Genomic DNA, 24,843 nt, shown 5'->3' with positions numbered 1-24,843 from the left:
ACAACGACGGCCCTGTGGGCCTGCTCGCGAAAGCGGTACTACATTTGACGGATGAATTGACTGGCCCACCGCTTTGGCCGAGCGCAATCTTCGGTAGCTGCTACAAAGAGAGAGTCGCAGAGGAGATTTAGTCATGTACCAGCTCTACGGGCATCAGAACTCAGGTGCGGCCGCCATCGAAGCCGCGTTGGAACTGTGCGAGGTTCCTTATCGCTTCATCGATGTTTCATCGTCCCCGGAGGCGGTTCAGGCATTGGAGAAGCTCAACCCGCTCAAGCAGATACCCACCCTGCAACTGCCCGATGGCGGTGTTCTGACCGAGAGTGCGGCCATCCTGATTCATCTGGGCCTCACGTTCCCGGAGTCGAACCTGTTGCCGGAAAACCCGCTCAAGCGTGATCAGGTTATTCGGGGCCTGGTGTACATCGTCAGCAATTGCTATGCCGCGATCGGCATCATCGATTATCCCGAACGCTGGCTGGCCGAGGCGGACGAATCATCCAGGGAAAACCTCATGGTCGGTGCCCGCCAGCGCCTGCACTGGAGTTGGGAGGTGTTTGCCGATCAGTTCGCCGGCAAGTTGTACCTGGGCGAGGGATCACCGGGCGCGCTGGATATTCTTGCGGCGGTGGTGACGCGGTGGGCGGGTGCCCGAGAGCACTTGCGCGCTGCGCGGCCGGGGTTTTCCGCCTGGCTTGAACGCTTCGACCGGCACCCTGCATTGGCACCGGTTTTCGCGCGGCATTGGCCATAGGAATACCGCCAAACAAATGTGGGGGGCTTTTGTGGCGAGAGGGCTTGTCGGAACGCCGCATCGCCCCATTCGGCTGCGAAGCAGTCGCAAAGCTTTTGGGGCCGCTTCGCGACCCAACGGGGGCAAGCCCCCTCGCCACAGGATCACTCGCCGCGAATGTACTGCTCCAGCTGCCGAATCAGTTCAGCCTGTTCGGCAATGGCTTCCTTGACCAGGTCGCCGATGGACAGCAAGCCTATCAACTCACCGTTTTCCACCACTGGTAAGTGCCGCAGGCGTTTTTCGGACATGATGCCCATGCAGGTTTCGACGGTTTGATGGGTGTCCACGGTGATGACCGGCGCCACCATGATGTCGCTGACCGGTGTGCCGACAGAGGAGCGCCCCTTGAGCACCAGTTTGCGCGCATAGTCACGCTCGCTGATGATGCCGACGACCTTTCCCTCTTTCAGCACCGGTAACGCGCCGACGTTTTTTGCGGCCATCACCATCAGCGCTTCCAGCACCATTTGATGAGGCGCAATGGTGTGGACTTCCTGATTCTGTTGGGCCTTTAACTTGAGCAGTTGGGCGACGGTTTTCATGGCGGATTCTCGGGTGTTGTCGTTGTTCTTGAAGAATCGTAGAGACGCGCTCACAGAGCAAGGAAGAAAGCGGCAGATACCGCGCAAAAAGCGTCATTCAGCGATTTTTCTTTGTAAATGTCCGCCCCTGATGCCGGTAAGTTAAGAAATTTGAGCGACGAAAATCCTGTGTGAGCGTGGCTTGCCCGCGAAGAATGCACCGCGGTTTTTCAGGTACTACGCGTCATCGTTCTTCGCGGGCAAGCCACGCTCCCACAGGTTCTGCGTCTTAACTGACCGGCATTAGGGCAAGGCCCCTCACCACACCGTCGATCACGCGTAGAATTACCCCTTGAATCAGTTCGTTGAGGTTGCAGTGGTGGATTTACAGCAGGGCTTCGTCCTGACCCGGCATTGGCGCGATACCCCGGCCGGTACGGAAGTCGAGTTCTGGCTGGCGACCGATGCCGGTCCCCGACGCATCCGCCTGCCACATCAACCGTCGGTAGCGTTCATTCCGGCAGCCCAGCGCGAGCAAGCCGAAGCGCTGCTGCGCGGCGAGAAAAGCGTCGAGCTGAAGCCTTTGGCACTGCTGGACTTCGAACATCGCCCGGTGCTTGGCCTGTATTGCCAGCAGCACGGTCAATTGATGCGTCTGGAAACCGCGCTGCGCAAATCAGGCGTCGAGGTATTCGAAGCCGACATTCGCCCGCCGGAACGCTACATGATGGAGCGTTTCATCACCGCGCCCGTTCTGTTCGGCGGCACACCCAGCGCCGAAGGTCTGTTGCTCGACGCGCAAATGAAACCCGACCCCGGCTACCGACCGAAGCTCAGGCTGGTCTCGCTGGACATCGAAACCACCGCTCAGGGCGAGTTGTATTCCATCGCCCTGGAAGGCTGCGGCGAGCGGCAGGTGTACATGCTTGGGCCACCCAATGGCGATGACAGTGCGGTGGATTTCCAGCTCGAATACTGCGACTCGCGAACCCTGCTGCTGAAAAAACTCAATGAATGGTTCGCCCGGCACGACCCCGACGCCATCATCGGCTGGAACGTCGTGCAGTTCGATCTGCGCGTACTGCACGAACATGCTCGCCGCTTGGCGGTGCCACTGAAGCTGGGGCGTGGCGGTGAAGAAATGCAGTGGCGCGAGCACGGTAGCCGCAATCATTACTTCGCTTCGGCCGCCGGCCGGTTGATCATCGACGGCATCGAGTCGCTGCGTTCGGCGACCTGGAGCTTCCCGTCCTTCAGCCTGGAAAACGTCGCGCAAACCCTGTTGGGCGAGGGCAAGTCGATCGACAACCCGTACCAACGGATGGACGAAATCAATCGCATGTTTGCCGAGGACAAACCGGCCCTGGCGAAGTACAACCTCAAGGACTGCGAACTGGTAACACGGATCTTCGCCAAGACCGAGTTGCTGACCTTCCTGCTCGAGCGCGCCAGCGTCACCGGTTTGCCGGCGGACCGCAGCGGTGGCTCGGTGGCGGCTTTCACTCACCTGTATATGCCGTTGATGCACCGGCAGGGCTTCGTCGCGCCGAACCTTGGCGGCAAACCACCGGAGGCCAGCCCCGGCGGTTTTGTCATGGACTCGCAACCAGGGCTGTACGAATCGGTGCTGGTGCTCGACTACAAAAGCCTCTATCCGTCGATCATCCGCACCTTCCTGATCGATCCGGTGGGCTTGATCGAAGGGCTCAAGCATCCCGACGACAGCGAGTCGGTGCCGGGCTTTCGCGGTGCTCGTTTTTCAAGAACCCGGCATTGCCTGCCGGCCATTGTCGCCCGGGTCGCTGAAGGTCGCGAAACCGCCAAGCGCGAACACAATGCGCCGTTGTCCCAGGCCCTGAAGATCATCATGAATGCCTTCTACGGCGTCCTCGGTTCCAGCGGTTGCCGCTTCTTCGATACACGGCTGGCCTCGTCCATCACCCTGCGCGGTCACGAGATTATGTTGCGCACCCGCCAGTTGATCGAAGCCCAAGGCCACGCGGTGATCTATGGCGACACCGACTCGACCTTCGTCTGGCTGCGCCGCGCCCACGGTCAGGCAGAAGCCGCGCAGATCGGCCACGCGCTGGTGGATCACGTCAACCAGTGGTGGCGCGAGCATGTGAAACAGGAATACGGGCTGGAAAGTGCCCTGGAGTTGCAGTTCGAAACCCACTACAAGCGCTTTCTGATGCCGACCATTCGCGGCGCCGAGGAGGGCAGCAAAAAGCGCTATGCCGGATTAGTCACCCGCGCCGATGGCACTGATGAAATGGTCTACAAAGGCCTGGAAACCGTGCGCACCGACTGGTCGCCGTTGGCCCGGCAATTCCAGCAGGAGCTGTACCTGCGCATCTTCAATCGCAAACCCTATCAGGATTACGTACGTGACTATGTGCGCAAGACGTTGGCCGGTGAGTTTGACGAGCGCCTGATCTATCGCAAACGCCTGCGCCGTACCCTCGACGACTATCAACGTAACGTGCCGCCCCATGTGCGGGCCGCGCGGATCGCCGACGACTACAACGACCAGCAGGGACGTCCGCGGCAATATCAGAATGGCGGCTGGATCAGTTATGTAATCACTATCGCCGGCCCCGAGCCGCTGGAAATCCGCAGCGCGCCCATCGACTACGACCATTACGTCACTCGGCAGCTGCAACCGGTGGCGGATGCGATCCTGCCGTTCGTGGATGACGATTTCTCAACGCTGATTGGGGGGCAACTGGGCCTGTTTTGAGTCCAGCAGCGACAACGTCCAGCCATCCGGTATGCCATGAAAATATTGATCCAGCGCCTGATGGAACAGGCTGCCTTTTGGCGAAACCTGGGCGAACAGCGTCATCGATGAGTGAAACTTGAGGTTGTCGGGATGACCGAAAATCTTGGCGATCGACTGATGAGGAACGTCCAGGACCAATTGCGTGCAGGCACGCAAGCGTGGACCCAGTAACGGATGCTCCAGGTACGCCGTGGCTTCTTCACTGGAGCGAATGGCAAAGTAGCGGGACATCTCGCTGTCACCCAACCCGGAAAACTGCGGAAAGATAAACCACATCCAGTGCCGACGCTTCTGGCCGGCGCGCAGCTCCTCCTGCACCCACTCGAACACAGGGTCCTGCGCCTGAACGAAGCGTGGCAAATTGAAAGAGTCGAGCTGATCGGTACTTCTCATGCCGATGCCCTCTGACAGAACAGCGATGGCTCAGACCATGGCCAACCGCTGCTTGCGTTGTGGCGCGCGAAAAGCTTGGTCCAGCGCCTCCAGATCCCCGACCTCAAGCCGCAATTGCGCCGCTTGCGCATTGAGCTGCACATGCTCGGGACGGACCGCCTTGGGGATGGCGATCACGCCGTTCTGACGCAGAATCCATGCCAGCGCTACCTGCGCAGGTGTCGCCTCGTGACGGACGGCAATCTGCTTGAGTGTCGAATTGGCCAGCATGTGCCCGCCCTGGCCGATCGGACAATAGGCCATCACCGGTATCCTTTGGTGTTGGCTCCAGGGGAGCAAATCAAATTCGATGCCGCGCTCTTCCAGGTTATACAGCACCTGATTGGTGGCGCAGGCTGGCGAGGCCAATTCTTGCAGGTCGTCCAGGTCGAAATTGGACACGCCCCAACGGCCGATCTTGCCCTCTTCGCGCAGGCGTTCGAAGGCTTCGACGGTTTCCTCAAGGGGATAGTCGCCGCGCCAGTGCAAAAGGTAGAGATCGATGTAATCGGTATTCAACCGCCGCAGGCTGCGCTCGCAGGCCTGGGGGATGCCTTTGCGGCTGGCGTTGTAGGGATAGACCTTGCTGACCAGAAAAACCTGGTCGCGAAGGCCGGCGATGGCTTCACCCACCACCTCTTCAGCGCCTCCTTCGGCGTACATTTCAGCGGTGTCGATCAGGGTCATGCCCAACTCGATGCCCAAACGCAACGCTGCAACTTCCTTTGTGTGTCGGGAGCGTTCCTCTCCCATGCGCCAGGTTCCTTGGCCGATGACCGGCACATTGATGCCGGCCAACTCAAGAGTACGCATGAATCCTCCTTCCTGAAGTCCGATCGATACTTCAGTTGGCAGCAAAATAGTCCGGTGGTTCCGTGGATATCTCGAAAGATCGCAGCCTGCGAGAGCTCCTACAGGGGCGGGGGCATACCCGATATTGGGGGCCGGTGCAGGAACTGCCGAAGGCTGCGATCTTTTGATCTACAGGGTAGAAAACTTATACACCGTAGTCTGGCTATAACTCTTGCCCGGATCCAGCCGTGTGGACGGGAAATTCGGCTGGTTCGGCGAATCTGGATAATGTTGCGTTTCCAGAGTGAACGCCCCCCAATGCGGATAAATCTTGCCAGCCTTGCCCTTGACCGTGCCATCGAGGAAGTTGCTGGTATAGAACTGCACACCCGGTTCAGTAGTGTAGAGCTGCAACCGGCGCCCGGATTGCGGATCGCTGACGTCGGCGGCGAGTTTGCCCAGATCACCCTTGGCGTCCAGCACCCAGTTGAAATCGAAACCGCCTTGTTTCGGTTCGGCGAATTTCAGTTGCGGGTGATCAGCCTTGATGTGTTGACCGATGGCGGTCGGTTGAGTGAAGTCCATCGGCGTGCCAGCAACCGGGGCCAGCTCACCGGTGGGGATCAGTTTGCCAGTGACCGGCGTGTAACGGGCTGCATGCAAGGTCGCAAGCTGTTTTAGCACGTCGCCATTGCCCGCGCCGGCCAGGTTGAAATAACTGTGGTTGGTCAGGTTCAGCACCGTGGGTTTGTCGGTGCTGGCTTTGTACTCGATGCGCAGCTCATTGTTCTCGGTGAGGCTGTAGGTGACTTCGGTTTTAAGGTTGCCCGGGAAACCCATTTCACCGCCCACCGACAGATACGTCAGGGTCACGCCCACCGAATCCTTGCCTTTGCTCGGTTCGGCTTTCCACACCCGTTTATCGAAACCCTGGGCTCCGCCGTGCAGTGAATTGCTGCCGTCGTTGAGTGGCACCTGATAGCGCTTGCCGTCCAGCTCGAAGGCACCGTTGGCCAGGCGGTTGCCGAAGCGGCCAATGGTCGCCCCGAAGTACGCGGTGCCGCTTTGATAACCCTGCACGTCGTCGAAGCCCAGCACCACATCGTCGAGCTTGCCGTTTTTGTCCGGCACTTTCAGCGACTGCAGAATCCCGCCGTAGGTAATGACCGTGGCTTGCAGGCCATGGCTGTTGCGCAAGATGTATTGCTCGACGGGCGTGCCGTCATTGGTTTTGCCGAAGGCTTTGTGTTCGCTGGACAAGCCGGCGGCATGAGCGGGGAGGGTGGCGATCATCAGGGACAGTCCGAGGCCGGAGAGCAGGTATCGAGATTGAAGCATGGTTGACCTTCCTTTTTGTTGTTTTGTGAGAAGTAGTCATACTAATAATCGAGTTTTAACGCGATCAAGGAAGGATTTATAGCTTATCTATGCAGTGTTGCAATCATAAAGTATGACTAATGCGGAGCTGCTTTCACGGTGATCCACGTTTACGGACCACCGGCACTGCACTTTTTCGGCTTTCGCGGTTCTATCCTTGGCCAGCCCGCGGCGATCCCCACCGCCGGCCCATGCCCAAGTTCAAGAACCCATGGCTCGAGTTTTACCCCGCTTTACCCCGCACATTCGCCGTTATTGCTTGCTGCTGATTGGCCTGTCGATGCTCTTCGCCAGTGGCTGCAGCCATCAGCCGGGCAACGACCTCGTTAGCCAGTTTCGCAACGGCAAACCCCAGGAATTTCTCCAGACCAGCGTCGACCGCATGGCGACCCTGGCGATGCGTGACAACCTCGAAAGCCTCTACCTGCTGATGAACAAGCTCTACCTGCGCAACCCGGAGGAGCTGAAAAAATCCGGCTTCCTCGATGTCGGCACCGCAGAAAAACAAGTGCGCATGGCCATCGAACAGCAACAACCACTGCCCACCCTCGGCGGCAAAAAAGACCTCGCCGCGCTGAGCTACGCCATGAGCCCGGAATTCCTCGGCGACCGGGTCGGTGCCTTCATCTATGCCATCGGCAGCATGCTGGTCACCGCCCATGGCAATCGGCTGGAGTTCTACATGACGGATGCGATCAACCCGACTTTCGTCAGCAATGCCGCGCGCAACATCGAGAAAGCCACCTGGATCTTGAGTCAGCGGCAAAACAAGCAAGGCGAGCCCTTGCTGTTTTCCAACGAAATCTCGGAGGAGGGCAGCAACCTGAGTTTTGCCGTGGAGTTCGGCAAAATCGTCGCGCGGCTGGACCTGCTGACCCAGATGCTCGATGAACGCTACCGACGGATCGGCCTCAACTACGCCCAGAGTTTGCTGTTCCTGAATTTCTTGCCGGTGCAATGAGCGAGTGCCAAACCCAATCCCTGTGGGAGAGCTTTTGTGGGAGCTGGCTTGCCTGCGATTGCATCAACTCGGTTGGACGTTAAACCGGGTCGTCTGCATCGCAGGCAAGCCAGCTCCCACAGGGGATTTGAAAGAAAGAAGATCGTGTTCCGGCCCAATGAGTTGGCATAACGATAGACCGTATCGATATAACTGGTTATAAGAAAAATCGCTATGCTGCGAGCCGGTTATTCTCCTGCGATTCTCTGGGCGTATTAATGGAATTCGGCAATTTCGGGTTGGTCGTTGCAGGTCTGGTGGTCGGCTTTATTGTCGGCATGACCGGCGTCGGGGGCGGTTCGTTGATGACCCCCATTCTGTTGTGGTTCGGCGTCAACCCGGCTACGGCGGTGGGCACGGACTTGCTGTACGCGGCCATTACCAAATCCAGTGGTGTGCTGGTTCATCGCAAGAACAAGAACATCGACTGGGCGATCACCGGTTGGCTGACCCTCGGCAGTGTGCCGGCAGTGGCGCTGACGCTGTGGTTCCTGAGCAGTTTGCAGACCTCGCCCGACGCGATGAATGCCGTCATCAAACAAGCCTTGGGCTTCGTATTGTTCGCCACGGCGCTGGCGATTTTCTTCAAGAAACGCTTGCTCGATTTCGCCCACAAACGAGCGGGCGGCCACTACAACCCCAGCGGCTCGCGGTTGAATGTGCTGACCGTCATTACCGGTCTGGTCCTGGGCACCATGGTGGCCCTGACCTCCATCGGCGCTGGCGCCTTGGGCACCGTCGCGCTGTTCATCCTGTATCCGTTGTTGCCGACCCGCCGCCTGGTTGGCACCGAAATCGCTCACGCGGTGCCCCTGACCCTGGTCGCCGGCCTGGGCCACGCGAGCATGGGCAACATGGATTGGCACGTCTTGGGCTACTTGCTGGTCGGTTCGCTGCCGGGGATTTACCTGGGCAGCCATTTGACCGGGCGGATCTCCGACGAACTGCTGCGTCCGTGTCTGGCCACGATGCTGGTGCTGATCGGCTACAAGCTGGCGTTCTGATCCGGCACCGTATAGATCACTGAATTTAGCGGAATCATGCTCTCGCTGACGTAGTCAAAACTATGACCCCGTTCAGATGAGGTCATGACGTCCATGAACAGCCCCGTAAACGATCTTCTGCGACGGTTCCGCCGCCCCCGTGGCGAGCCACCCGGCAACGCGGCCGAAGTGTTGCGCCGTCATGCCGAGCCGTTGCCTGCACGCGACTCACCTGAATTCGGCGAACTGTTCGACCGCTTTGGCGATGCCAGCGTAGTGCTGATCGGTGAAGCCAGCCACGGCACCCAGGATTTCTACCAGACCCGAGCGGCGATCACCCGCCGCCTGATCGAGCAGCACGGCTTCGGCATCGTCGCGGTCGAAGCCGACTGGCCCGATGCTGGGCAGATCGACCGATGTGTCCGCGACCTGGGCCGCTCCGCCTGGAAAAAACAGGCCTTCGCCCGATTCCCCACCTGGATGTGGCGCAATACGTCCGTGCAGACTTTTACCCGCTGGCTGCACCACCATAATCGTGGGCTGACGCCCGAGCAGCGTGTGGAGTTTCGGGGGCTGGATGTTTACAGCATGCGTCACTCCATCGACGAAGTACTGGGCTATCTCGATAAGACCGACCCGCAGCTGGCGAAAGAGGCCCGCCATCGCTACAGCTGCCTGACGCCGTGGAACGACGACCCTGCGCTGTACGGTCATTTCGCCGAGCGGGGCAATATGGCCACGTGCGAGGACGCAGTGGTCGAGCAATTGAATGTGCTGCTGGGCGAACGGCTTGATCCGATGGTCGCCGACGACGAGGCGTTTTTCAGCGCCACCCAGAACGCCCGCGTCGTGCGGGCCGCCGAGCAGTATTACCGAGCCATGTATCGCGGCTCGACCGCCTCGTGGAACCTGCGTGACCTGCACATGTTCGATACCTTGCAAACCCTGATGGCGCATCGCGGGGCAGGCGCCAAAGCGGTGGTGTGGGCGCATAACTCACACATCGGCAACGCCGCCGCCACGCAAATGGGTTGGGAGGGGCAGTTCAACATCGGTCAGTTGTGCCGCACGGCCTACGGCTCACAAGCGGTGCTGATCGGCATGGGCACCGACCACGGCACCGTCGCTGCCGCCGATGATTGGGATGAGCCGATGCAGGTCAAACAGGTGACCCCGGCATTGGCCGGCAGCTGGGAACAACTGTTTCTCCAGGCCGGAGTTCCCGCAGCGCTGCTCGACTGGCGGACGTCACCGAGCGAGGAATTGCTGGACGTACTGGCCGAGCCATTGCTCGAGCGCGCCATCGGCGTCATCTATCGCCCCAGGACCGAGCGCCAGAGCCATTACTTTCAGGCCGTGCTGGCGGAGCAGTTCGATGCGTTTATCTGGATCGAAAAAACCCATGCGGTCTCGCCATTGCCGGAGCCCGAGTTCATGGAACACGAGGAAGACACCTTTCCGTTCGGTATATGACCCGCAAATGACGGGTATCTATGCCAGTCAGTTAAGAGAAATCCCTGTGGGAGTTGGCTTCTGTGGCGAGGGGGCTTGCCCCCGTTCGGCTGCGAAGCAGTCGCAAAGCTTTTAGGGCCGCTTCGCGCCCCAACGGGGGCAAGCCCCCTCGCCACAGAAGCCCGCAGGTTCTGCCTATTCCCGGGTAAAAATCTCCAGCAGATGCCCGTCCGGGTCATCGAAATACACCCGCCGGCCACCGCCGTAATCATTGATCTCGTTCGGCCGTTGCTTGCCAGGATCTGCCCACCAGGGCTGCTTGCGCGCTTGCAGGCGAGCGAAGGCCGCATCGAAGTCTTCGTCGCCAATCAGGAACGCATAATGTTGGGACGCGATGGGCGGATCGTTATTGTAGAAATCCAGCGACACTCCGTTATCGAATTTGACCACCAGCATTGGCCCGAACGGCTCGGCATCGGGCAGGCCGAGGAGGTCGGTCAGGTAGCGGGCCGACACCTGTTTGTCACGGCACCAGACGATGGTGTGGTTCAGCTGAGCGCTCATGGAAAAATCCTCACGGCGAATCAGGTCGTGCAAGTGGTGCTATGAGATTAGCTCAGGCTGTTGCGCAATGACCGCCCTGACCTAAGCTTGGGGCAAGGCGAAACACAATTGCAGTGCGTCACCCGGAACGTTCGCCGCGATGCGCAATCATTAGAGCGTGGATATCAAAAGGAGATGCGCATGCTCATCAGGTCTTTGACCCTGGCTACTCTGCTGGTTTTCGTCGGCCCCCTGTTCGCCGCCGATGACGATTCCCCTCTGGTTAAAGATGTGGGCAGGGACCGTCCCCTGATTGTCATCGCGCCCAGTTCGGTCGATCCCACCTGGGTCAGCCTGAAAAAATCCCTGGATGAACCCGCCAGCCGCAAGGGCTTCACCGAGCGAAACATGGTGCTGTACACCGTGATCAACACGATGGGGCAACGCGACGGCAAAGACCTCGACCCGCAAACGACGATGGCGTTGATCCGCTCGCTCAAGCTGGGCGCCGGGGCGAAGAGCAAAATCATCCTGGTCGGCAAGGACGGCGAAAAGAAGCTTGAAAAGGATGTGGTCGAGCTGAAAGAGATTTTCAGCACCATCGACGAGCTGCCAGCCGCTGAAAAGGAAGCGACAGTACCGTTGCCAGCGCCGGTGGCTGACATTGCACCGGCCAAAGGCGCAAAAGGCAAACCGACGAAGCCCAGCAAACCGCCTGAGCAGCCGGATGATTGAATTTCCTCCATTGTGGTGAAAATCCCTGTGGCGAGGGGGCTTGCCCCCGTTGGCCTGCGAAGCAGGCTCCAATCCTTGCTAAACAAAAATGGGCGACCTCAAGAGGCCGCCCATTTTTTTGCCACCAGAAATCTGGAATCTAACCACCCACTGTGGCGAGGGAGCTTGCTCCCGCTCGGCTGCGAAGCAGTCGTAAACCCGGCATCTGAGATCTATCTGATGCAACGCGGTGGTTGGTTTGGGGCCGCTGCGCAGCCCAACGGGGGCAAGCCCCCTCGCCACAGGATCGCGGTTACCCAGCCTTAACGGGTTGTCGGGATCATTCAGTCAGCGCACTCAGTATTTTGTGAGCGATTTTGACTCGCTCGGCGTTCGGGTAGTTTTTGTTGGCCAGGATCACGATGCCGATGTCCTTCGCCGGGATAAACGCGACATAGGCGCCAAAGCCGCCGGTTGAACCGGTTTTGTTGATCAGTACAGTGTCGCGTTGCGGCTGCGGCGGGTTCAGCAGTTGGACTTCATGAGCCTCCATCGCCATCTGCGACGAGTTGCCGACGAGTAATGCGTCGAGCGTCACCGGATAGTTGTAGAACTCCCATCCCAACCCTTGAGTCATCTCGCCGACGGTGTAATAACCGGTGTGAGTGATGGCGATGGCTTGCTGCAGGGGCTTTTCCAGCGACGTCGGATTCATGTTCGCTTCAATATAGCGAAGCAGGTCCGAGGCGCTGGTTTTCACGCCATACGCTTCGGAATCCAATGCGCCCGGTCCGACCCGCACAGGCTTGTCGTCCTTGTTGTAGCCCTGGGCGTAAAGCGCCATCTGATCCTGCGGTACCTTGAGGTAGCTGTGCTTGAGGCCGAGTTTCGGCAGCAAGGTTTTTTCCATCAGCTTATCGAACGGCGCCCCCATGCTTTGCGCCGCCAGATAGCCGAACAACCCAAGGCTGGGGTTTGAATATTGGCGATGAGTGCCTGCGGCGTAGGTCGGTTTCCATTGTTTGAAGTAGCCAAGCATTTTGTCCTGATGGTCTGCCTCACTGGGGAATTGCAGCGGCAGGCCACCGGCGGTGTAGGTACCGAGTTGCAACACGCTGATGCTGTCGAACGCGCTGCCACGCAATGTCGGCAGAACCTGACTGGCATTGTCCGACAGGGACAGTTTGCCTGTCGCCTGCGCATAGGCGGCGAGGGTGGCGGTGAAGGTTTTGCTCACCGAACCGATCTCGAACAGGGTGTCTTCGGTGACGGCTTTACCGTTTTCTTTTGAAGCCACGCCGTAGTTAAAGTAATGAGGTTGGCCATTAACGGTAATCGCGACCGCGACACCGGGGATCTGCTGTTGCTGCATCACCGGTTCAATGGCGGCCTTGACGATGGCTTCGACGCGGTCGTCAGCAAAGCTGTGGCTAACGCCGAGTAGAAGTGCGAAAGCGCTGTAAGACGCGAGTTTTCTCTGATTCTTTTTAGGCATGATTGAATTACTTTCCATGAGTTTCTGTGGTGTTAACCGCTACACTTCGAGCGGTTTTTCAAGCTGGTCCGTCGCTGGGCGAGCCAAATCTATGCAGTTTGGCAAAGACCGACAAACGACGATATTTCGGATGAGCCATTAGAAAATTTTGGGAGTGGGCATGATTCGACCTCATCTGCCGCTGAATGCGCTGCGCGCTTTCGAGGCTTCGGCACGCCATTTGAGTTTCACACGGGCGGCGGTGGAGTTGTGTGTCACGCAGGCGGCGGTGAGTCATCAGGTCAAAAGCCTTGAAGCCCAGCTTAACGTGACTTTGTTCAAACGCTTGCCCCGAGGCCTGATGCTGACCAGCGAAGGTGAAACCCTGCTGCCGGTGTTGCGCGAATCCTTCGACCGGATCGCCGAGACCCTGGAGCGATTCGAGGGCGGGCATTTTCGCGAGGTGTTGACGGTGGGGGCGGTGGGGACGTTTGCGGTCGGTTGGCTGTTGCCGCGGCTGGCGGATTTTCAGACGAAATATCCGTTCATCGATTTGCGCCTGTCGACCAACAACAACCGGGTGGACGTGGCCGCTGAAGGCCTGGATTACGCCATTCGCTTTGGCGCGGGAGCGTGGCATGGGATTGAAGCGGTACGGTTGATCGAGGCGCCGCTGTCGGTGCTCTGCGTTCCCGAGATTGCGCGGCAATTGCACACACCGGTTGATCTGTTGCAGCAAACACTGTTGCGCTCCTATCGCACGGATGAGTGGCCGGAGTGGTTTCAGGCAGCCGGGCTCTCAATCCATGCGGCACCGCCGAGAAGCATCGTCTTCGATTCCTCGCTGGCGATGATGGAAGCGGCGTTGCAAGGGGCGGGCGTAGCATTGGCGCCGCCCTTGATGTTCTCCCGGCAACTGGCTGCGGGCGTAATCGAGCAACCGTTCGCCATCGGGATCACCACGGGCAGCTACTGGCTGACCCGCTTGCAGTCGCGCCCTGAAACGTCGGCGATGACCGCGTTCAAGGACTGGCTACTACAAGTGGCACATGATGAATCGTAGGAGCTGCCGAAGGCTGCGATCTTTTGATCTTGATCTATAGCGATTTCAGCTTCGCCAGCCGTCAAGATCAAAAGATCGCAGCCTTCGGCAGCTCCTACATGGGGATGCGTAGTGTCCTCGGAGGGTTACCGCACCAGACACGGCCGCTTGTTATCGAACCTCCACCCCGGAATCAGAAACTGCATCGCCACGCTGTCGTCCCGCGCACCCAGACCCATGCCTTTGTACAGCTCATGGGCCTTGGCCAGTTGATCGATGTCCAGCTCAACCCCCAGGCCAGGTTTTTTCGGCACCTGCACACAGCCATCGACGATTTGCAGCGGCGCTTTGGTCAGGCGTTGGCCGTCCTGCCAGATCCAGTGGGTGTCGATGGCGGTGATTTCACCCGGCGCAGCCGCTGCGACATGGGTGAACATGGCCAGGGAAATATCGAAGTGGTTGTTGGAATGCGAGCCCCAGGTCAGGCCCCATTCGTGGCACATCTGCGCGACTCGAACCGAGCCCTGCATGGTCCAGAAGTGAGGGTCCGCCAAAGGAATGTCCACCGATTGCAACTGGATCGCATGGCCCATTTCCCGCCAGTCGGTGGCGATCATGTTGGTCGCGGTTTTCAGGCCCGTGGCCCGACGGAACTCGGCCATGACTTCGCGGCCGGAGTAACCGTTTTCCGCACCGCACGGGTCTTCGGCGTAAGCGAGAACGTGATGCTGATCCCGACACAGGCGGATCGCTTCTTTGAGCGACCAGGCGCCATTCGGATCAAGGGTGATGCGCGCGTCGGGAAAACGTTCGGCGAGGGCAGTGACCGCTTCGATTTCCTCGTCGCCACTCAACACGCCGCCCTTGAGTTTGAAGTCTTTGAAGCCATAACGGGCGTGGGCGGCGACCGCCAGGCGCACCACGGCGTCGGCGCTCATGGCTTTTTCGTGACGCACACGGAACCAGTCGTTGTCGGCGTCCGGTTCGCTGCGGTAGGCCAGATCGGTTTCGTTGCGATCACCGACATAAAACAGGTAACCGAGCATCTTCACTTCATCGCGCTGCTGGCCTTCGCCGAGCAGGGCCGCGACTGGTACATCCAGGTGCTGACCGAGCAAGTCGAGCAGGGCGGCTTCCAGGCCGGTGACCGCGTGAATGGTGATGCGCAGGTCGAAGGTCTGCAGGCCGCGACCACCGGCATCGCGATCGGCAAAGGTCTTGCGCACCTGATTGAGAATCTTCTGGTAAGTGCCGATCGGGCTGCCGACCACCAGTGCGCGCGCGTCTTCCAGCGTCTGGCGAATACGCTCGCCACCCGGCACTTCGCCGACGCCAGTGTGGCCGGCGTTGTCCTTGAGGATCACGATGTTGCGGGTGAAAAACGGGCCATGGGCGCCACTCAGGTTGAGCAGCATGCCATCGTGGCCGGCCACCGGCACAACCTGCATGCTGGTAATGATCGGGGCTTTTGCGGCTTCTTGTGGGGTCATTTTCTTGTCCTTAAAAACCAATGTTCAGGCGTGATTAGGTGCTGGTTTGCCCAAGGCAGCCACAGGTGCGGGTTTCGGTTTATTGCGCGCGGCGAAGACAATGATCGCGGCGATGATCGAGGTGGCGGCCAGGCCGTACAGCCCGCCCTGAATCGACCCGGTGTGTTCTTCCAACAGACCGAAGGTGGTCGGCGCAACGAAGCCACCGAGGTTGCCCACCGAGTTGATCAGTGCGATCACGCCAGCAGCAATCCGCGCATCCAGATACGCCTGGGGAATCGGCCAGAACAGCGACGATGCCGATTTGAAACCCAGCGCGGCGAAGCAGATGGCGACGAAGGCGAAGATCGGCCCGCCGGTGGTGGACATGAACATCCCGGCGGCAGCGATCAGCAGCGCAGCGGCGACCCAGGCTTGCTGGTGTTTCCATTTGGCCGACAACGTGGCGAAGGCATACATGCCGACGATCGACAGCAACCACGGAATCGAGTTGAACAACCCGACCTGAATGTCGCTCAGGTCGCCCATCTTCTTGATGATGCTCGGCAGCCAGAAGGTCGCGGCGTAGATGGTCAACTGGATGAAGAAGTAGATCAGGCAAAACAGGATGATCTGACGATCCTTGAGCAGCGTGCCCAGCGACGGTTTGATCGGCGTCGCGGCTTCGCGGGCCAGTTGTTCGTCATCGATAGCTTTGACCAGCGCGTCCTGCTCGGGACGGGTCAGCCATTTGGCATCGTGGGGTTTGGAGTCCAGCCAGAACCAGACGAACACGCACAGGCCGACCGAGAACATCCCTTCAATGAAGTACATCCACTGCCAGCCGTGCATGCCAAAACCGCTGATTTGCAGCAGCAACCCGGACAGCGGACCGGAGATCAGTGACGCAATGGCCGAGCCGCTGAGGAAGATCGCAATCGCCTTGCCGCGTTCGACACCGGGCAACCAGCGAGTGAAGTAATAAATCACCCCGGGGAAGAAACCGGCTTCGGCCACGCCCAGTAGAAATCGCAGGATGTAGAAGTGGGTTTCGTTCTGGATGAACGCCATGCAGGCGGCCACCAGACCCCAGGTCAGCATGATGCGGGTCAGCCAGATTCGCGCGCCGACTTTTTGCAGGAGGATGTTGGAGGGTACTTCGAACAGCGCGTAACCAATAAAAAACAGACCGGCACCGAGGCCGTAGGCGGCAGCGCCAATCCCTAAGTCATGTTCCATATGGGCGCGGACGAAGCCGATGTTCACACGGTCGATGTAATTGACGATGAACATGATCACGAACAGCGGCAGGACGTGGCGTTTCACTTTCGAGATGGCGGACTTCAGGACCGAATCGGCGCCATCGTTCATCCCGGGTATGGATGTATTCACTTCTTTTTCTCCCACTCGTTATTTTTATGCGGGGTGTGGCTGGGTGTTGCGTTGTTGATAGACATCATACAACTAGATTTTTCGGGCCGACAAGGGCTGTCTCTCAACAAAATGGCGTTAGGTGGGCGGGTTTTTATTCTTTTTTTGGTTTTGTGTGGCGTATTTACTTGGTTTTGTTGGAATCTGTTCAGTCGGTGATTTTCTCTTTATCGCAACGAGGAGCCTGGATTCGATAAGTTTAAATCGTCTGTTTCAGCATGATGATTGAGTGTTGTCATACAAGTTTGGCGGCATTTTGTTGAGATTCCTGTCACCGAGAAGCGAGCGCAGTGCTACGATCCGGATACCCGCTTTACGGATAACCACCATGCAAGAAGACATCGACGCACCCGCCCGCAAGCGTGCCCACAACCTGGCCCATGATCTGGTGAGCAAACTGACCCAGAGCATCCTGCTCGGCCAGATGGTGCCGGGGGACAAGCTGCCGTCGGAGAACTCGATTGTTCAGGAGCATGGCGTCAGTCGTACGGTGGTGCGCGAGGCAATCTCGAAGTTGCAGGCTTCGGGGCTGGTGGAAACCCGTCACGGCATCGGCACCTTTGTTCTCGAGCGAGCACCGGATCAGGGGCTGCGGCTGAATGTCGATACCGCGCTGGGCGTGCGCAGTATTCTGGAGTTGCGCATGGGCCTGGAAACCCAGGCGGCGGCGCTGGCAGCGGTTCGTCGCACAGACCAGCAGTTGGCGCAGATGCGTGAAGCGCTGGATGACTATCAAAGCCTGTTGGCCAACAACGACAGTTGCGTCGAGGCGGACAAACGCTTCCATCTGCTGATCGCTGAAGCCACCGGCAACGTGTGCTTCACCGAGATCATGCAACACCTGGGCAGCGCCATGATCCCCCGGACCCGCGTCAATGCCGCCGAGCGCGGGTCGGCGGATTTGAGCAAGCTCGGGCAACTCGCCAACCTCGAACACGAGGCGATTCTCAACGCCATCAAACGCCAGGATCCGGATGCGGCGCGGGCGGCGATGTGGTTGCACCTGACCAACAGCCGCGACCGCTTTTCGGCTGATCGGTAGCCGCCGTTTGTCTCCTCGATAGCACCCCGTTTGCAGGCTCGTTTCCAACCTGTACGGCCCAGATTCGCTGGACCTCATCAGTGAGGTGCGTCATGGCTTACGATCCGATCCTTCAAGGTGGAATTTCCGATAACGACCCTGTCAGACCCATTCCCGATAGGGACGATCCGTCGATGGATCACGACGCACCACCCGGCATGGACCCTTCGCGAGACCCGGCCGATACGGACGTTGATCGTCCTGAAGACTGGAGGGACCCGGATCTGGATGACGACATTCCGGCGCCGGATGAAAAAACGCCATTGTCCGACGACAGGCGATAAACGAAACCCGGCCGATGTGCCGGGTTTTTTGTGGTTGCAGGTTTACCGCGTCATCGTTCTTCGCGGGCAAGCCTCGCTCCTACAAAAGCACCGCCACCCCCTGTGGGAGCGAGGCTGATCTGGTCAAGTAATCCCAAACAACCGCCGCTCCAGATTCAACGCCAGCACACTGACCAGCACCACCACCGCACCCATCACCATCAACGTCGGCAACCTGTTTTACTGGCATGAAAACGCTGGGGTTCATCCGGTGCGAGAGGTGTTTGTGGGGATGTTGCGGGAGGAGTTTGTGTGATTACTCAAGGCATTGCGCCAATGCCAGTCAGTCGAGCGCAATCCATGTGGGAGCGAGCCTGCTCGCGATGACGCCGGTACATTCAACGTCAATGTGACTGACACGCCGCTATCGCGAGCAGGCTCGCTCCCACAGGTTCGGTGTCGTGCCCTTGATGATTTTTAGCTCACGCCCACATCCCGCATCAACAACCCAAACTGCAAATCCACCGCATCCGGTATCGGCAAATACACCGTATGCCCATCCCCCGGCGCCACTTCAATTGCCTCGCCTTTGACGTTCTGCAGCTGATGCAAATCGAAGTGGAAGTTGCCCTGGGGCGTCATCAGTTCCAGGTGATCGCCCAGACCAAAGCGATTCTTCACCCGCACCTCGGCCAGCTGATCCCGGCGTTCGCCGGTCAACTCGCCAACAAACTGCTGACGCTCTGAAACCGAGCTGCCGTTCTTATAATTCTGGTATTCGTCATGCACATGCCGACGCAGAAAACCTTCGGTGTAGCCGCGCTGGGCCAGGGATTCCAGATCGGTCATCAAGCTGCGATCAAATGCCCGGCCAGCCACCGCATCATCGATCGCGCGGCGATACACCTGGGTGGTGCGCGCGCAATAGAAGTGCGATTTGGTCCGGCCTTCGATCTTCAATGAATGCACGCCCATATGCGTCAGACGCTCGACGTGCTGGACGGCGCGCAGGTCCTTGGCGTTCATGATGTACGTGCCATGTTCATCCTCGAACGCCGGCATCAGTTCGTCAGGGCGATTGGCTTCTTGCAGCAGGAATACTTGATCGGTCGGCGCACCGATGCCCAGCGTCGGTTCGGGTCGGAACTGTTGAACGATTTCGCCGAGCTGATTTTCGCTGGCCGGCGTCGCCGAGTATTTCCAGCGACAGGCGTTGGTGCAGCTGCCCTGATTGGCGTCGCGCTTGTTCATGTAGCCCGACAACAGGCAGCGCCCGGAATAGGCCATGCATAACGCGCCGTGGACGAACACTTCCAGCTCCATCGCCGGGACGTGCTGGCGGATTTCTGCGATCTCTTCCAGCGACAGTTCGCGGGACAGAATGATCCGGCTCAAGCCCTGTTGCTGCCAGAACTCGACGCTGGCCCAGTTCACCGTGTTGGCCTGCACTGAGAGGTGGATCGGCATCTGCGGGAAGTGCCGGCGCACCAGCATGATCAGGCCCGGGTCGGACATGATCAGCGCGTCCGGCGCCATGGCGATCACCGGTTCCAGGTCCTTCAAGAACGTTTTGAGCTTGGCGTTGTGCGGGGCGATGTTCACCACCACATAGAAGCGCTTGCCCTGAGCCTGGGCCTCGGCGATGCCGAGCGCGAGGTTGGCGTGATCGAATTCGTTGTTGCGCACCCGCAGGCTGTAGCGCGGCTGGCCGGCGTATACCGCGTCGGCGCCATAGGCGAAGGCATAACGCATGTTTTTCAGGGTGCCGGCAGGGGCGAGCAGTTCCGGGGGGATAAGCGTCATGGCGCAGGTCATGGCAGTGTCGATCGCAAAAGCTGGCGAAGGTAATCCACTTACCCGCGGGGTTTATTGATCTGGATCTATGCTTGATGAATAAACGGATGGCACTCGCGCGAGCCGTGGCGGACTAAATATCAGGACGCGCAAACGGCGCCCCTGCGCACTGACATGGATCGGACATGAACGAAACGAAGCTGCAAAACACATCGTTGATGGTCTTGCTGACCGTGGTGAGCATTGCCTTCGTCTGGATTCTGCTGCCGCTCTATGGCGCGGTGTTTTGGGCGGTCATCCTAGGCATTCTGTTTTCGCCCTTACAGCATAAGTTGCAACAGAGGTTCGGCTGGCCACGCAACCTGACGGCCCTGTTCACCTTGTGTCTCTGTGTGCTGATCGCGATTCTGCCGGTGATCACCATCAGTACCTTGCTGGTTCAGGAAGGCGCGGCGCTGTACAACCGAATCGAAAGTGGCGAACTGGATATTGCCGGGTATGTGTCGCAGTTCAAGCAAAGCCTGCCGCCGTACGTTCAGAACTTGCTCGATCGTTTCGGCATGGGCGAGCTGAGCGGGCTACGGGAAAAAATCATCAAGAGCACGATGCAAGGTAGCCAGTTTGTCGCGACCCAGGCATTCAGTTTTGGTCAGGGGACGTTCGAATTCGTGGTGAGCTTTTTCGTCATGCTGTACCTGCTGTTTTTCTTCCTGCGGGACGGGTCCGAACTGGCGCGCAAAGTACGTGCGGCGATACCGCTGGAAGATAACCAGAAACGTCGCTTGCAACTGAAGTTCAATCGCGTGGTGCGGGCCACGGTGAAAGGCAACCTGCTGGTGGCAATCACTCAAGGGGTATTGGGTGGTTTTATTTTCTGGTTTCTGGACATCCCGAGCGTGCTGCTCTGGGCGGTGTTGATGGCGTTTCTGTCGCTGTTGCCAGCGGTGGGGGCGGGTATCGTCTGGATACCGGTGGCGGCGTATTTCCTGTTCAGCGGTGCGATCTGGCAGGCCACGGTGCTGACCTTGTTCGGTGTGTTCGTGATCGGCTTGGTGGACAACGTCCTGCGACCGATCCTGGTGGGCAAGGACACCAAAATGCCGGACTACTTGATCCTCATCTCGACCCTGGGCGGCCTGGCGCTTTTTGGCCTGAACGGTTTTGTCATCGGGCCGTTGATCGCCGCGTTGTTCGTGTCGAGCTGGGCGATTTTCATCGATTCCAAGCCCAAGGTTCAGCTGCCTTAAGCGCTGAGCTGGCCTGAGTCGATACGTTGTGACAAGGCTTGGGCGGCGGGAAGCGAGGTGAGCGGGCCGCTGATCGGTTCGCCGTCCTGCACCAGATACCAACAGGCTAGCAACCCCCGCGCTCTGAGTTGTGCGGGAACGGCGCTGCCAATAACGGACATGATCTGAACCTGGGCCATAAGTACCTCCATTAATCTATGGAGCTACCTTACGGATCGGACGCTTGAACGGACAATCAACGCTTTCGATAGTCGTCATTGATGCCAATGAGTTCTGCGGTCAATCCACCACTAGATCGAGCATATGCACCACTTCCTGCTCATTGAGCAGGCCTTTGCGCACCAGGTTTTCTGCCAGCAGCGAGAGGAATTTTGCGCTGCGATGGCCTTCCAGGTGTTTGAGTTCGGTCAGTGCGTTATACACCTTGTCGGAAGTGCACAAGCCGACAATGCGATGCGGGTTTTGTGTGGGCATGAAGGTCGTCCTTGTTTTTATCAACCTGTTGTTTACGGACAGATCCAAGCTTGCGGATCGAACATGACATAAATATGACCAATTTTACCTGCCGGTACTGTCCCGACAGCGACCTTGACGAGATTTATTCAGACTTCGTCCTGCCAGTGGTCACAAAAAAGGCCCCGCTTCTAAAGCGGGGCCTGATGAGCGTGTTACCAGCGGTCGCCACGATAATAACCATGGGGAGGGCCGTAATAGCCGCGTGGTGGACCATACCCGCGTGGCGGACCGTAATAGATCGGTGCCGGGCGGTAGTACATCGGTTGTTGAACGTAGACCGGTGCCGGTTGGTAATAAACAGGTGGTGGTTGCACGTACACCGGTTGTGGCTGAACGTAGACCGGTTGCTCCACATACACTGGACGGTCGCGGCCGATTATTGCTGAGCCGATGATTGCCGAGCCGACGATCGCACCAAACACAGCCGGACCTTCCCAGCCGCCATGACCACGACCACCTGCTTCTGCCTGCCCTGCGATAGCAAGAGCACCGATCAGCAAGGCTACTGTGGGGATTTTACGGATCATGATAAGTCCTCGGTTCTTCGACCCGGCGCTCGCGTCTGCAATAGACACAAGTTGTCGCGGGGATACTTCTAAGACAGCGTTTTTTTGAAAATCAGCACAGCCGTTGGGTAAATTTTGTGTAAGGTCTGTACCGGCTTCTTTACGGCTGTGTGCCAAGTGCAGACTGGCTTTTATGATCAATCAGAACCGGTGGAGTGGCTAATCCGTCCATCCGAAAGTGCTATTGAAGGAGATTCCAATGCAGATGAACCCCAACAGAGACACTCAGCTGTGCATGTCACTCTCGGGGCGCCCCGGCAATTTCGGCCTGCGGTTTCACAACCATCTGTACGAACAACTGGGCCTGAATTTCTACTACAAAGCCTTCAGCAGCCAGGACTTGCCGGGCGCCGTTGGCGGCATCCGCGCCTTGGGCATTCGGGGTTGCGGGGTGTCGATGCCGTTCAAGGAGGCGTGTATTGCGTTGGTCGATGAGCTGGATGCATCGGCTGAGGCTATTCAATCGATCAACACTATCGTCAACACCAACGGTCACCTCAAGGCCTACAACACCGATTACATCGCCATCGCTCAGTTGCTTGAAACCCATCAGGTTCCCAAGGATTCGACCTTTGCGCTGCGTGGCAGTGGCGGCATGGCCAAGGCTGTGGCCAGTGCCTTGCGCGATGGCGGTTACAAAAACGGCCTGATCGTCGCCCGAAACGAGCGCGCCGGGCGTGCTTTGGCTGAATCGTTGGGTTACTCATGGCAGGCGGAACTGGGGGGCCAGCGCCCGCAGATGCTAATCAACGTCACGCCCATCGGCATGACCGGTGGGCCGGAGGCCGATCAACTGGCGTTCGAGCCTGACGCTATCACTGCGGCCGAAACTGTTTTCGATGTGGTGGCGATCCCCTCGGAAACACCGCTGATCGTGCGCGGTCGTGCCGAAGGCAAGCGGGTGATCACCGGGCTGGAAGTGATTGCGATCCAGGCGCTGGAACAGTTCGTGTTGTACACCGGCGTGCGGCCGACCGATGAACAGTTCCAGAAAGCCGTGGCGTTTGCCCGGGGCTAATCATTCCGATTTTCTATTGAATGTACTGGCCCCTTCGCGGGCAAGCCCGCTCCCACAGGTTCACCGCTGACCTTGTGGGAGCGAGCCTGCTCGCGATTGCCGCGACCCGGTTTCCTGGCCCTCCTCATTCACTTGCCCGCGAATATCCCCCGCCTATACTGGCCACCAGCAAGCGCAGACTTGCTCTCCAGCCACCGTGACCGAGGTTTTCATGCGTCCCGCCATTCTCAACCTGGATCAGGTCGAACTCTTGCCGCTGCCCGAAGATTTTGCCCCTACTGGTGACGCTGCCGGCCGCTATCAGCAACGCTTGGCCCGCATCGGCCAGCAATTGGGCGCGCAAAAGCTGGGTTATCGGTTGTATGCCCTGGAGCCGGGCATGCGTGGCAGTCCTTTTCATAACCATCGGGTCAATGAAGAGATGTTCTACATCGTCGCCGGAGAAGGGGAGGTTCGCCTTGGCGCCGAACGCTTTCCGATCCGCGCCGGTGACGTGATCGCCTGCCCGGCGGGCGGTCCTGAAGCCGCGCACCAGATAATCAACACCAGCAACGGCGAATTGCGCTATCTGGCAGTCAGCAGCCAGCAATCGCCGGACATTTGCGAATACCCGGATTCCGGCAAATACGTGGTGATGGACGACTTCAAGGTCGATGCCCAAGGCAATGCTTCGGGCTTCGTCGCCGTCGCCAGACAGGCCGATGGCGTGGATTATTGGGACGGTGAGTAGCAACTTGGAGTTGAACGCGAACCCTGTGGCGAGGGAGCTTGCTCCCGTTCGGCTGCGAAGCAGGCGCAAGGCAGGCAAACCCGGTGAGCCAGACGTAATGCGTTGACAGGTTTGGGGCCGCTTCGCGACCCAGCGGGGGCAAGCCCCCTCGCCACAGAGGTCAGCCCTTTGGCTATTCGAGGCGTGCCAAGCGCTCTTCCAGCGCCGCAATCCGCGCTTCAAGCTCTTCGATTCGCTCAATCGACACACCGCCACTGGTGCCACGCTCCGCCGGGTTCTGCCGGGCAGCCAGGATTGCTTCGATATCCGCCGGATCGCCCAGTGCATGCATGTAACGGTCTTCGCGCTGGCCGGCCTGACGCGGGATCAACAGCGCCAGACCTCTGGCGATCAGGCGTTCCAGCTGGTGCACCACCTGTTCGGCATCTTCGAAGTCATGCATGCGGCCGCTGCGGGTCAGCAGCTCATTGACCGTCTGCGGGCCGCGCAGGAACAGCAGCCCCGTCAGAATCACCTGGGCCGGCACCAGTTCCAGCGCCTTGTCGACCCGATGCTCCCAACGGTCGGCACGGCTGCCCATCACCAGTCTGGTAAAACCGCGACCTTCCAGTGCGCGCAAGCTCTGGCCGACTTGTCCCTGGCTGAGGTTCATCACCGGTTCGCGGCTGGTTTTCTGGTTGCAGGCAATCACCAGCGCATTAAGCGTCAGCGGATAGGTTTCCGGGCTGGTGGCCTGTTTCTCGATCAACGAGCCCAGAATGCGGATTTCCGTGCTGTTGAGCCGCGGTTCGTCGGAGGTCGTTTCTTGCTCAGTGCTCAT

Annotated in this window: 25 protein-coding genes and 1 pseudogene; 13 read left to right on the top strand and 13 right to left on the bottom strand. The window is 58.9% G+C overall.

Features of this window, described 5'->3' with window-relative positions; translation table 11 throughout:
* Positions 1-133: 133 nt before the first annotated feature.
* Positions 134-754 carry a glutathione S-transferase N-terminal domain-containing protein gene (locus JFU11_RS25605; protein WP_201062486.1) on the top strand — a complete coding sequence of 207 codons (621 nt, stop codon included), beginning with the start codon at positions 134-136 and terminating at the stop codon, positions 752-754.
* 143 nt (positions 755-897) lie between these two features.
* On the opposite strand, the gene JFU11_RS25600 is transcribed toward JFU11_RS25605, so the two are convergent.
* The gene (locus JFU11_RS25600) at positions 898-1,338 is read right to left on the bottom strand and encodes a CBS domain-containing protein (RefSeq protein WP_007901706.1); all 441 of its coding nucleotides are present in this window, start codon (positions 1,336-1,338) and stop codon (positions 898-900) included.
* 358 nt (positions 1,339-1,696) lie between these two features.
* Here JFU11_RS25600 and JFU11_RS25595 point away from each other — a divergent pair, with 358 nt between their 5' ends.
* Entirely contained in the window at positions 1,697-4,057 is a 2,361-nt protein-coding gene (locus tag JFU11_RS25595; RefSeq protein ID WP_187326412.1) for a DNA polymerase II, read from the top strand.
* Here JFU11_RS25595 and JFU11_RS25590 read toward each other — a convergent pair.
* From JFU11_RS25590 to JFU11_RS25580, 3 genes are all read right to left on the bottom strand, one after another.
* Positions 4,022-4,492 (bottom strand): DUF1810 domain-containing protein, encoded by a 471-nt coding sequence (locus tag JFU11_RS25590; RefSeq protein WP_038982373.1) that lies wholly within the window; start codon positions 4,490-4,492, stop codon positions 4,022-4,024. The genes JFU11_RS25595 and JFU11_RS25590 overlap by 36 nt on opposite strands.
* Before the next feature lie 30 nt (positions 4,493-4,522).
* The gene (locus JFU11_RS25585; RefSeq protein ID WP_201062484.1) at positions 4,523-5,344 is read right to left on the bottom strand and encodes an aldo/keto reductase; all 822 of its coding nucleotides are present in this window, start codon (positions 5,342-5,344) and stop codon (positions 4,523-4,525) included.
* A gap of 168 nt (positions 5,345-5,512) precedes the next feature.
* On the bottom strand, positions 5,513-6,661 hold the full coding sequence (locus JFU11_RS25580) for an aldose epimerase family protein (RefSeq protein ID WP_123720378.1): 1,149 nt from the start codon (positions 6,659-6,661) through the stop codon (positions 5,513-5,515).
* 250 nt (positions 6,662-6,911) lie between these two features.
* Between JFU11_RS25580 and JFU11_RS25575 the strand changes: the two genes are divergently transcribed.
* The 3 genes from JFU11_RS25575 (at position 6,912) to JFU11_RS25565 (ending at position 10,156) form a co-directional block, all read left to right on the top strand.
* Entirely contained in the window at positions 6,912-7,661 is a 750-nt protein-coding gene (locus JFU11_RS25575) for a hypothetical protein (protein ID WP_123720377.1), read from the top strand.
* Positions 7,662-7,918: 257 nt separating this feature from the next.
* Positions 7,919-8,704 carry a sulfite exporter TauE/SafE family protein gene (locus tag JFU11_RS25570; protein ID WP_123720376.1) on the top strand — a complete coding sequence of 262 codons (786 nt, stop codon included), beginning with the start codon at positions 7,919-7,921 and terminating at the stop codon, positions 8,702-8,704.
* A gap of 93 nt (positions 8,705-8,797) precedes the next feature.
* Positions 8,798-10,156 carry an erythromycin esterase family protein gene (locus tag JFU11_RS25565; protein ID WP_201062483.1) on the top strand — a complete coding sequence of 453 codons (1,359 nt, stop codon included), beginning with the start codon at positions 8,798-8,800 and terminating at the stop codon, positions 10,154-10,156.
* Positions 10,157-10,330: 174 nt separating this feature from the next.
* Here JFU11_RS25565 and JFU11_RS25560 read toward each other — a convergent pair whose 3' ends face one another.
* Positions 10,331-10,699, bottom strand: coding sequence for a VOC family protein (locus JFU11_RS25560; protein WP_052967258.1), 369 nt, complete (start codon positions 10,697-10,699; stop codon positions 10,331-10,333).
* A 180-nt stretch (positions 10,700-10,879) separates the two neighbouring features.
* Between JFU11_RS25560 and JFU11_RS25555 the strand changes: the two genes are divergently transcribed.
* Positions 10,880-11,413 (top strand): DUF4174 domain-containing protein, encoded by a 534-nt coding sequence (locus JFU11_RS25555; RefSeq protein ID WP_201121406.1) that lies wholly within the window; start codon positions 10,880-10,882, stop codon positions 11,411-11,413.
* Between the two features lie 319 nt (positions 11,414-11,732).
* On the opposite strand, the gene ampC is transcribed toward JFU11_RS25555, so the two are convergent.
* Complete coding sequence (gene ampC / locus JFU11_RS25550) at positions 11,733-12,887, bottom strand: class C beta-lactamase (RefSeq protein ID WP_201062481.1); 1,155 nt, start codon at positions 12,885-12,887, stop codon at positions 11,733-11,735.
* Between the two features lie 160 nt (positions 12,888-13,047).
* Here ampC and JFU11_RS25545 point away from each other — a divergent pair, with 160 nt between their 5' ends.
* Entirely contained in the window at positions 13,048-13,929 is an 882-nt protein-coding gene (locus tag JFU11_RS25545; protein ID WP_123720372.1) for a LysR family transcriptional regulator, read from the top strand.
* A 125-nt stretch (positions 13,930-14,054) separates the two neighbouring features.
* On the opposite strand, the gene gudD is transcribed toward JFU11_RS25545, so the two are convergent.
* Together gudD and JFU11_RS25535 are read right to left on the bottom strand one after the other, a co-directional pair.
* Positions 14,055-15,398: a glucarate dehydratase gene (gene gudD, locus JFU11_RS25540; protein WP_201062480.1), complete on the bottom strand. Its 1,344-nt coding sequence runs from the start codon at positions 15,396-15,398 to the stop codon at positions 14,055-14,057.
* A 24-nt stretch (positions 15,399-15,422) separates the two neighbouring features.
* Entirely contained in the window at positions 15,423-16,769 is a 1,347-nt protein-coding gene (locus tag JFU11_RS25535; protein ID WP_201062479.1) for an MFS transporter, read from the bottom strand.
* A 367-nt stretch (positions 16,770-17,136) separates the two neighbouring features.
* On the opposite strand from JFU11_RS25535, the gene JFU11_RS25530 reads away from it, so the two are divergent.
* The 3 genes and pseudogenes from JFU11_RS25530 to JFU11_RS28240 form a co-directional block, all read left to right on the top strand.
* Positions 17,137-17,850, top strand: coding sequence for a FadR/GntR family transcriptional regulator (locus tag JFU11_RS25530; protein ID WP_038982385.1), 714 nt, complete (start codon positions 17,137-17,139; stop codon positions 17,848-17,850).
* A 173-nt stretch (positions 17,851-18,023) separates the two neighbouring features.
* Positions 18,024-18,173: a hypothetical protein gene (locus tag JFU11_RS28245; RefSeq protein WP_201062478.1), complete on the top strand. Its 150-nt coding sequence runs from the start codon at positions 18,024-18,026 to the stop codon at positions 18,171-18,173.
* A 205-nt stretch (positions 18,174-18,378) separates the two neighbouring features.
* Positions 18,379-18,468: pseudogene (locus tag JFU11_RS28240) on the top strand (LysR family transcriptional regulator); the annotation flags it as partial.
* Positions 18,469-18,629: 161 nt separating this feature from the next.
* Here the strand turns inward: JFU11_RS28240 and yegQ are convergent.
* Entirely contained in the window at positions 18,630-19,955 is a 1,326-nt protein-coding gene (gene yegQ, locus JFU11_RS25520; RefSeq protein WP_123720368.1) for a tRNA 5-hydroxyuridine modification protein YegQ, read from the bottom strand.
* A 176-nt stretch (positions 19,956-20,131) separates the two neighbouring features.
* Here yegQ and JFU11_RS25515 point away from each other — a divergent pair, with 176 nt between their 5' ends.
* Positions 20,132-21,193 (top strand): AI-2E family transporter, encoded by a 1,062-nt coding sequence (locus JFU11_RS25515; RefSeq protein WP_123720367.1) that lies wholly within the window; start codon positions 20,132-20,134, stop codon positions 21,191-21,193.
* Here JFU11_RS25515 and JFU11_RS25510 read toward each other — a convergent pair.
* The 3 genes from JFU11_RS25510 to JFU11_RS25500 form a co-directional block, all read right to left on the bottom strand.
* Positions 21,190-21,372 carry a hypothetical protein gene (locus tag JFU11_RS25510; protein ID WP_007901757.1) on the bottom strand — a complete coding sequence of 61 codons (183 nt, stop codon included), beginning with the start codon at positions 21,370-21,372 and terminating at the stop codon, positions 21,190-21,192. The genes JFU11_RS25515 and JFU11_RS25510 overlap by 4 nt on opposite strands.
* A 100-nt stretch (positions 21,373-21,472) precedes the next feature.
* Entirely contained in the window at positions 21,473-21,667 is a 195-nt protein-coding gene (locus JFU11_RS25505; RefSeq protein ID WP_008011397.1) for a hypothetical protein, read from the bottom strand.
* A gap of 194 nt (positions 21,668-21,861) precedes the next feature.
* Positions 21,862-22,236, bottom strand: a complete 375-nt coding sequence (locus tag JFU11_RS25500) for a hypothetical protein (RefSeq protein ID WP_052967274.1) — start codon at positions 22,234-22,236, stop codon at positions 21,862-21,864.
* A gap of 238 nt (positions 22,237-22,474) precedes the next feature.
* Here JFU11_RS25500 and JFU11_RS25495 point away from each other — a divergent pair, with 238 nt between their 5' ends.
* The gene (locus JFU11_RS25495; RefSeq protein WP_201062477.1) at positions 22,475-23,293 is read left to right on the top strand and encodes a shikimate 5-dehydrogenase; all 819 of its coding nucleotides are present in this window, start codon (positions 22,475-22,477) and stop codon (positions 23,291-23,293) included.
* A 211-nt stretch (positions 23,294-23,504) separates the two neighbouring features.
* Positions 23,505-24,023, top strand: coding sequence for a cupin domain-containing protein (locus tag JFU11_RS25490; RefSeq protein WP_201062476.1), 519 nt, complete (start codon positions 23,505-23,507; stop codon positions 24,021-24,023).
* 172 nt (positions 24,024-24,195) lie between these two features.
* On the opposite strand, the gene JFU11_RS25485 is transcribed toward JFU11_RS25490, so the two are convergent.
* Positions 24,196-24,843, bottom strand: coding sequence for a DUF480 domain-containing protein (locus tag JFU11_RS25485; protein WP_123720363.1), 648 nt, complete (start codon positions 24,841-24,843; stop codon positions 24,196-24,198).

It is taken from the genome of Pseudomonas sp. TH37, from assembly GCF_016650735.1.
GTDB classification, from domain to species: Bacteria; Pseudomonadota; Gammaproteobacteria; order Pseudomonadales; family Pseudomonadaceae; genus Aquipseudomonas; species Aquipseudomonas farris.
The sequence above is the reverse complement of the archived record's forward strand: the minus strand, read 5'-3'. Positions and strand labels throughout refer to the sequence as shown.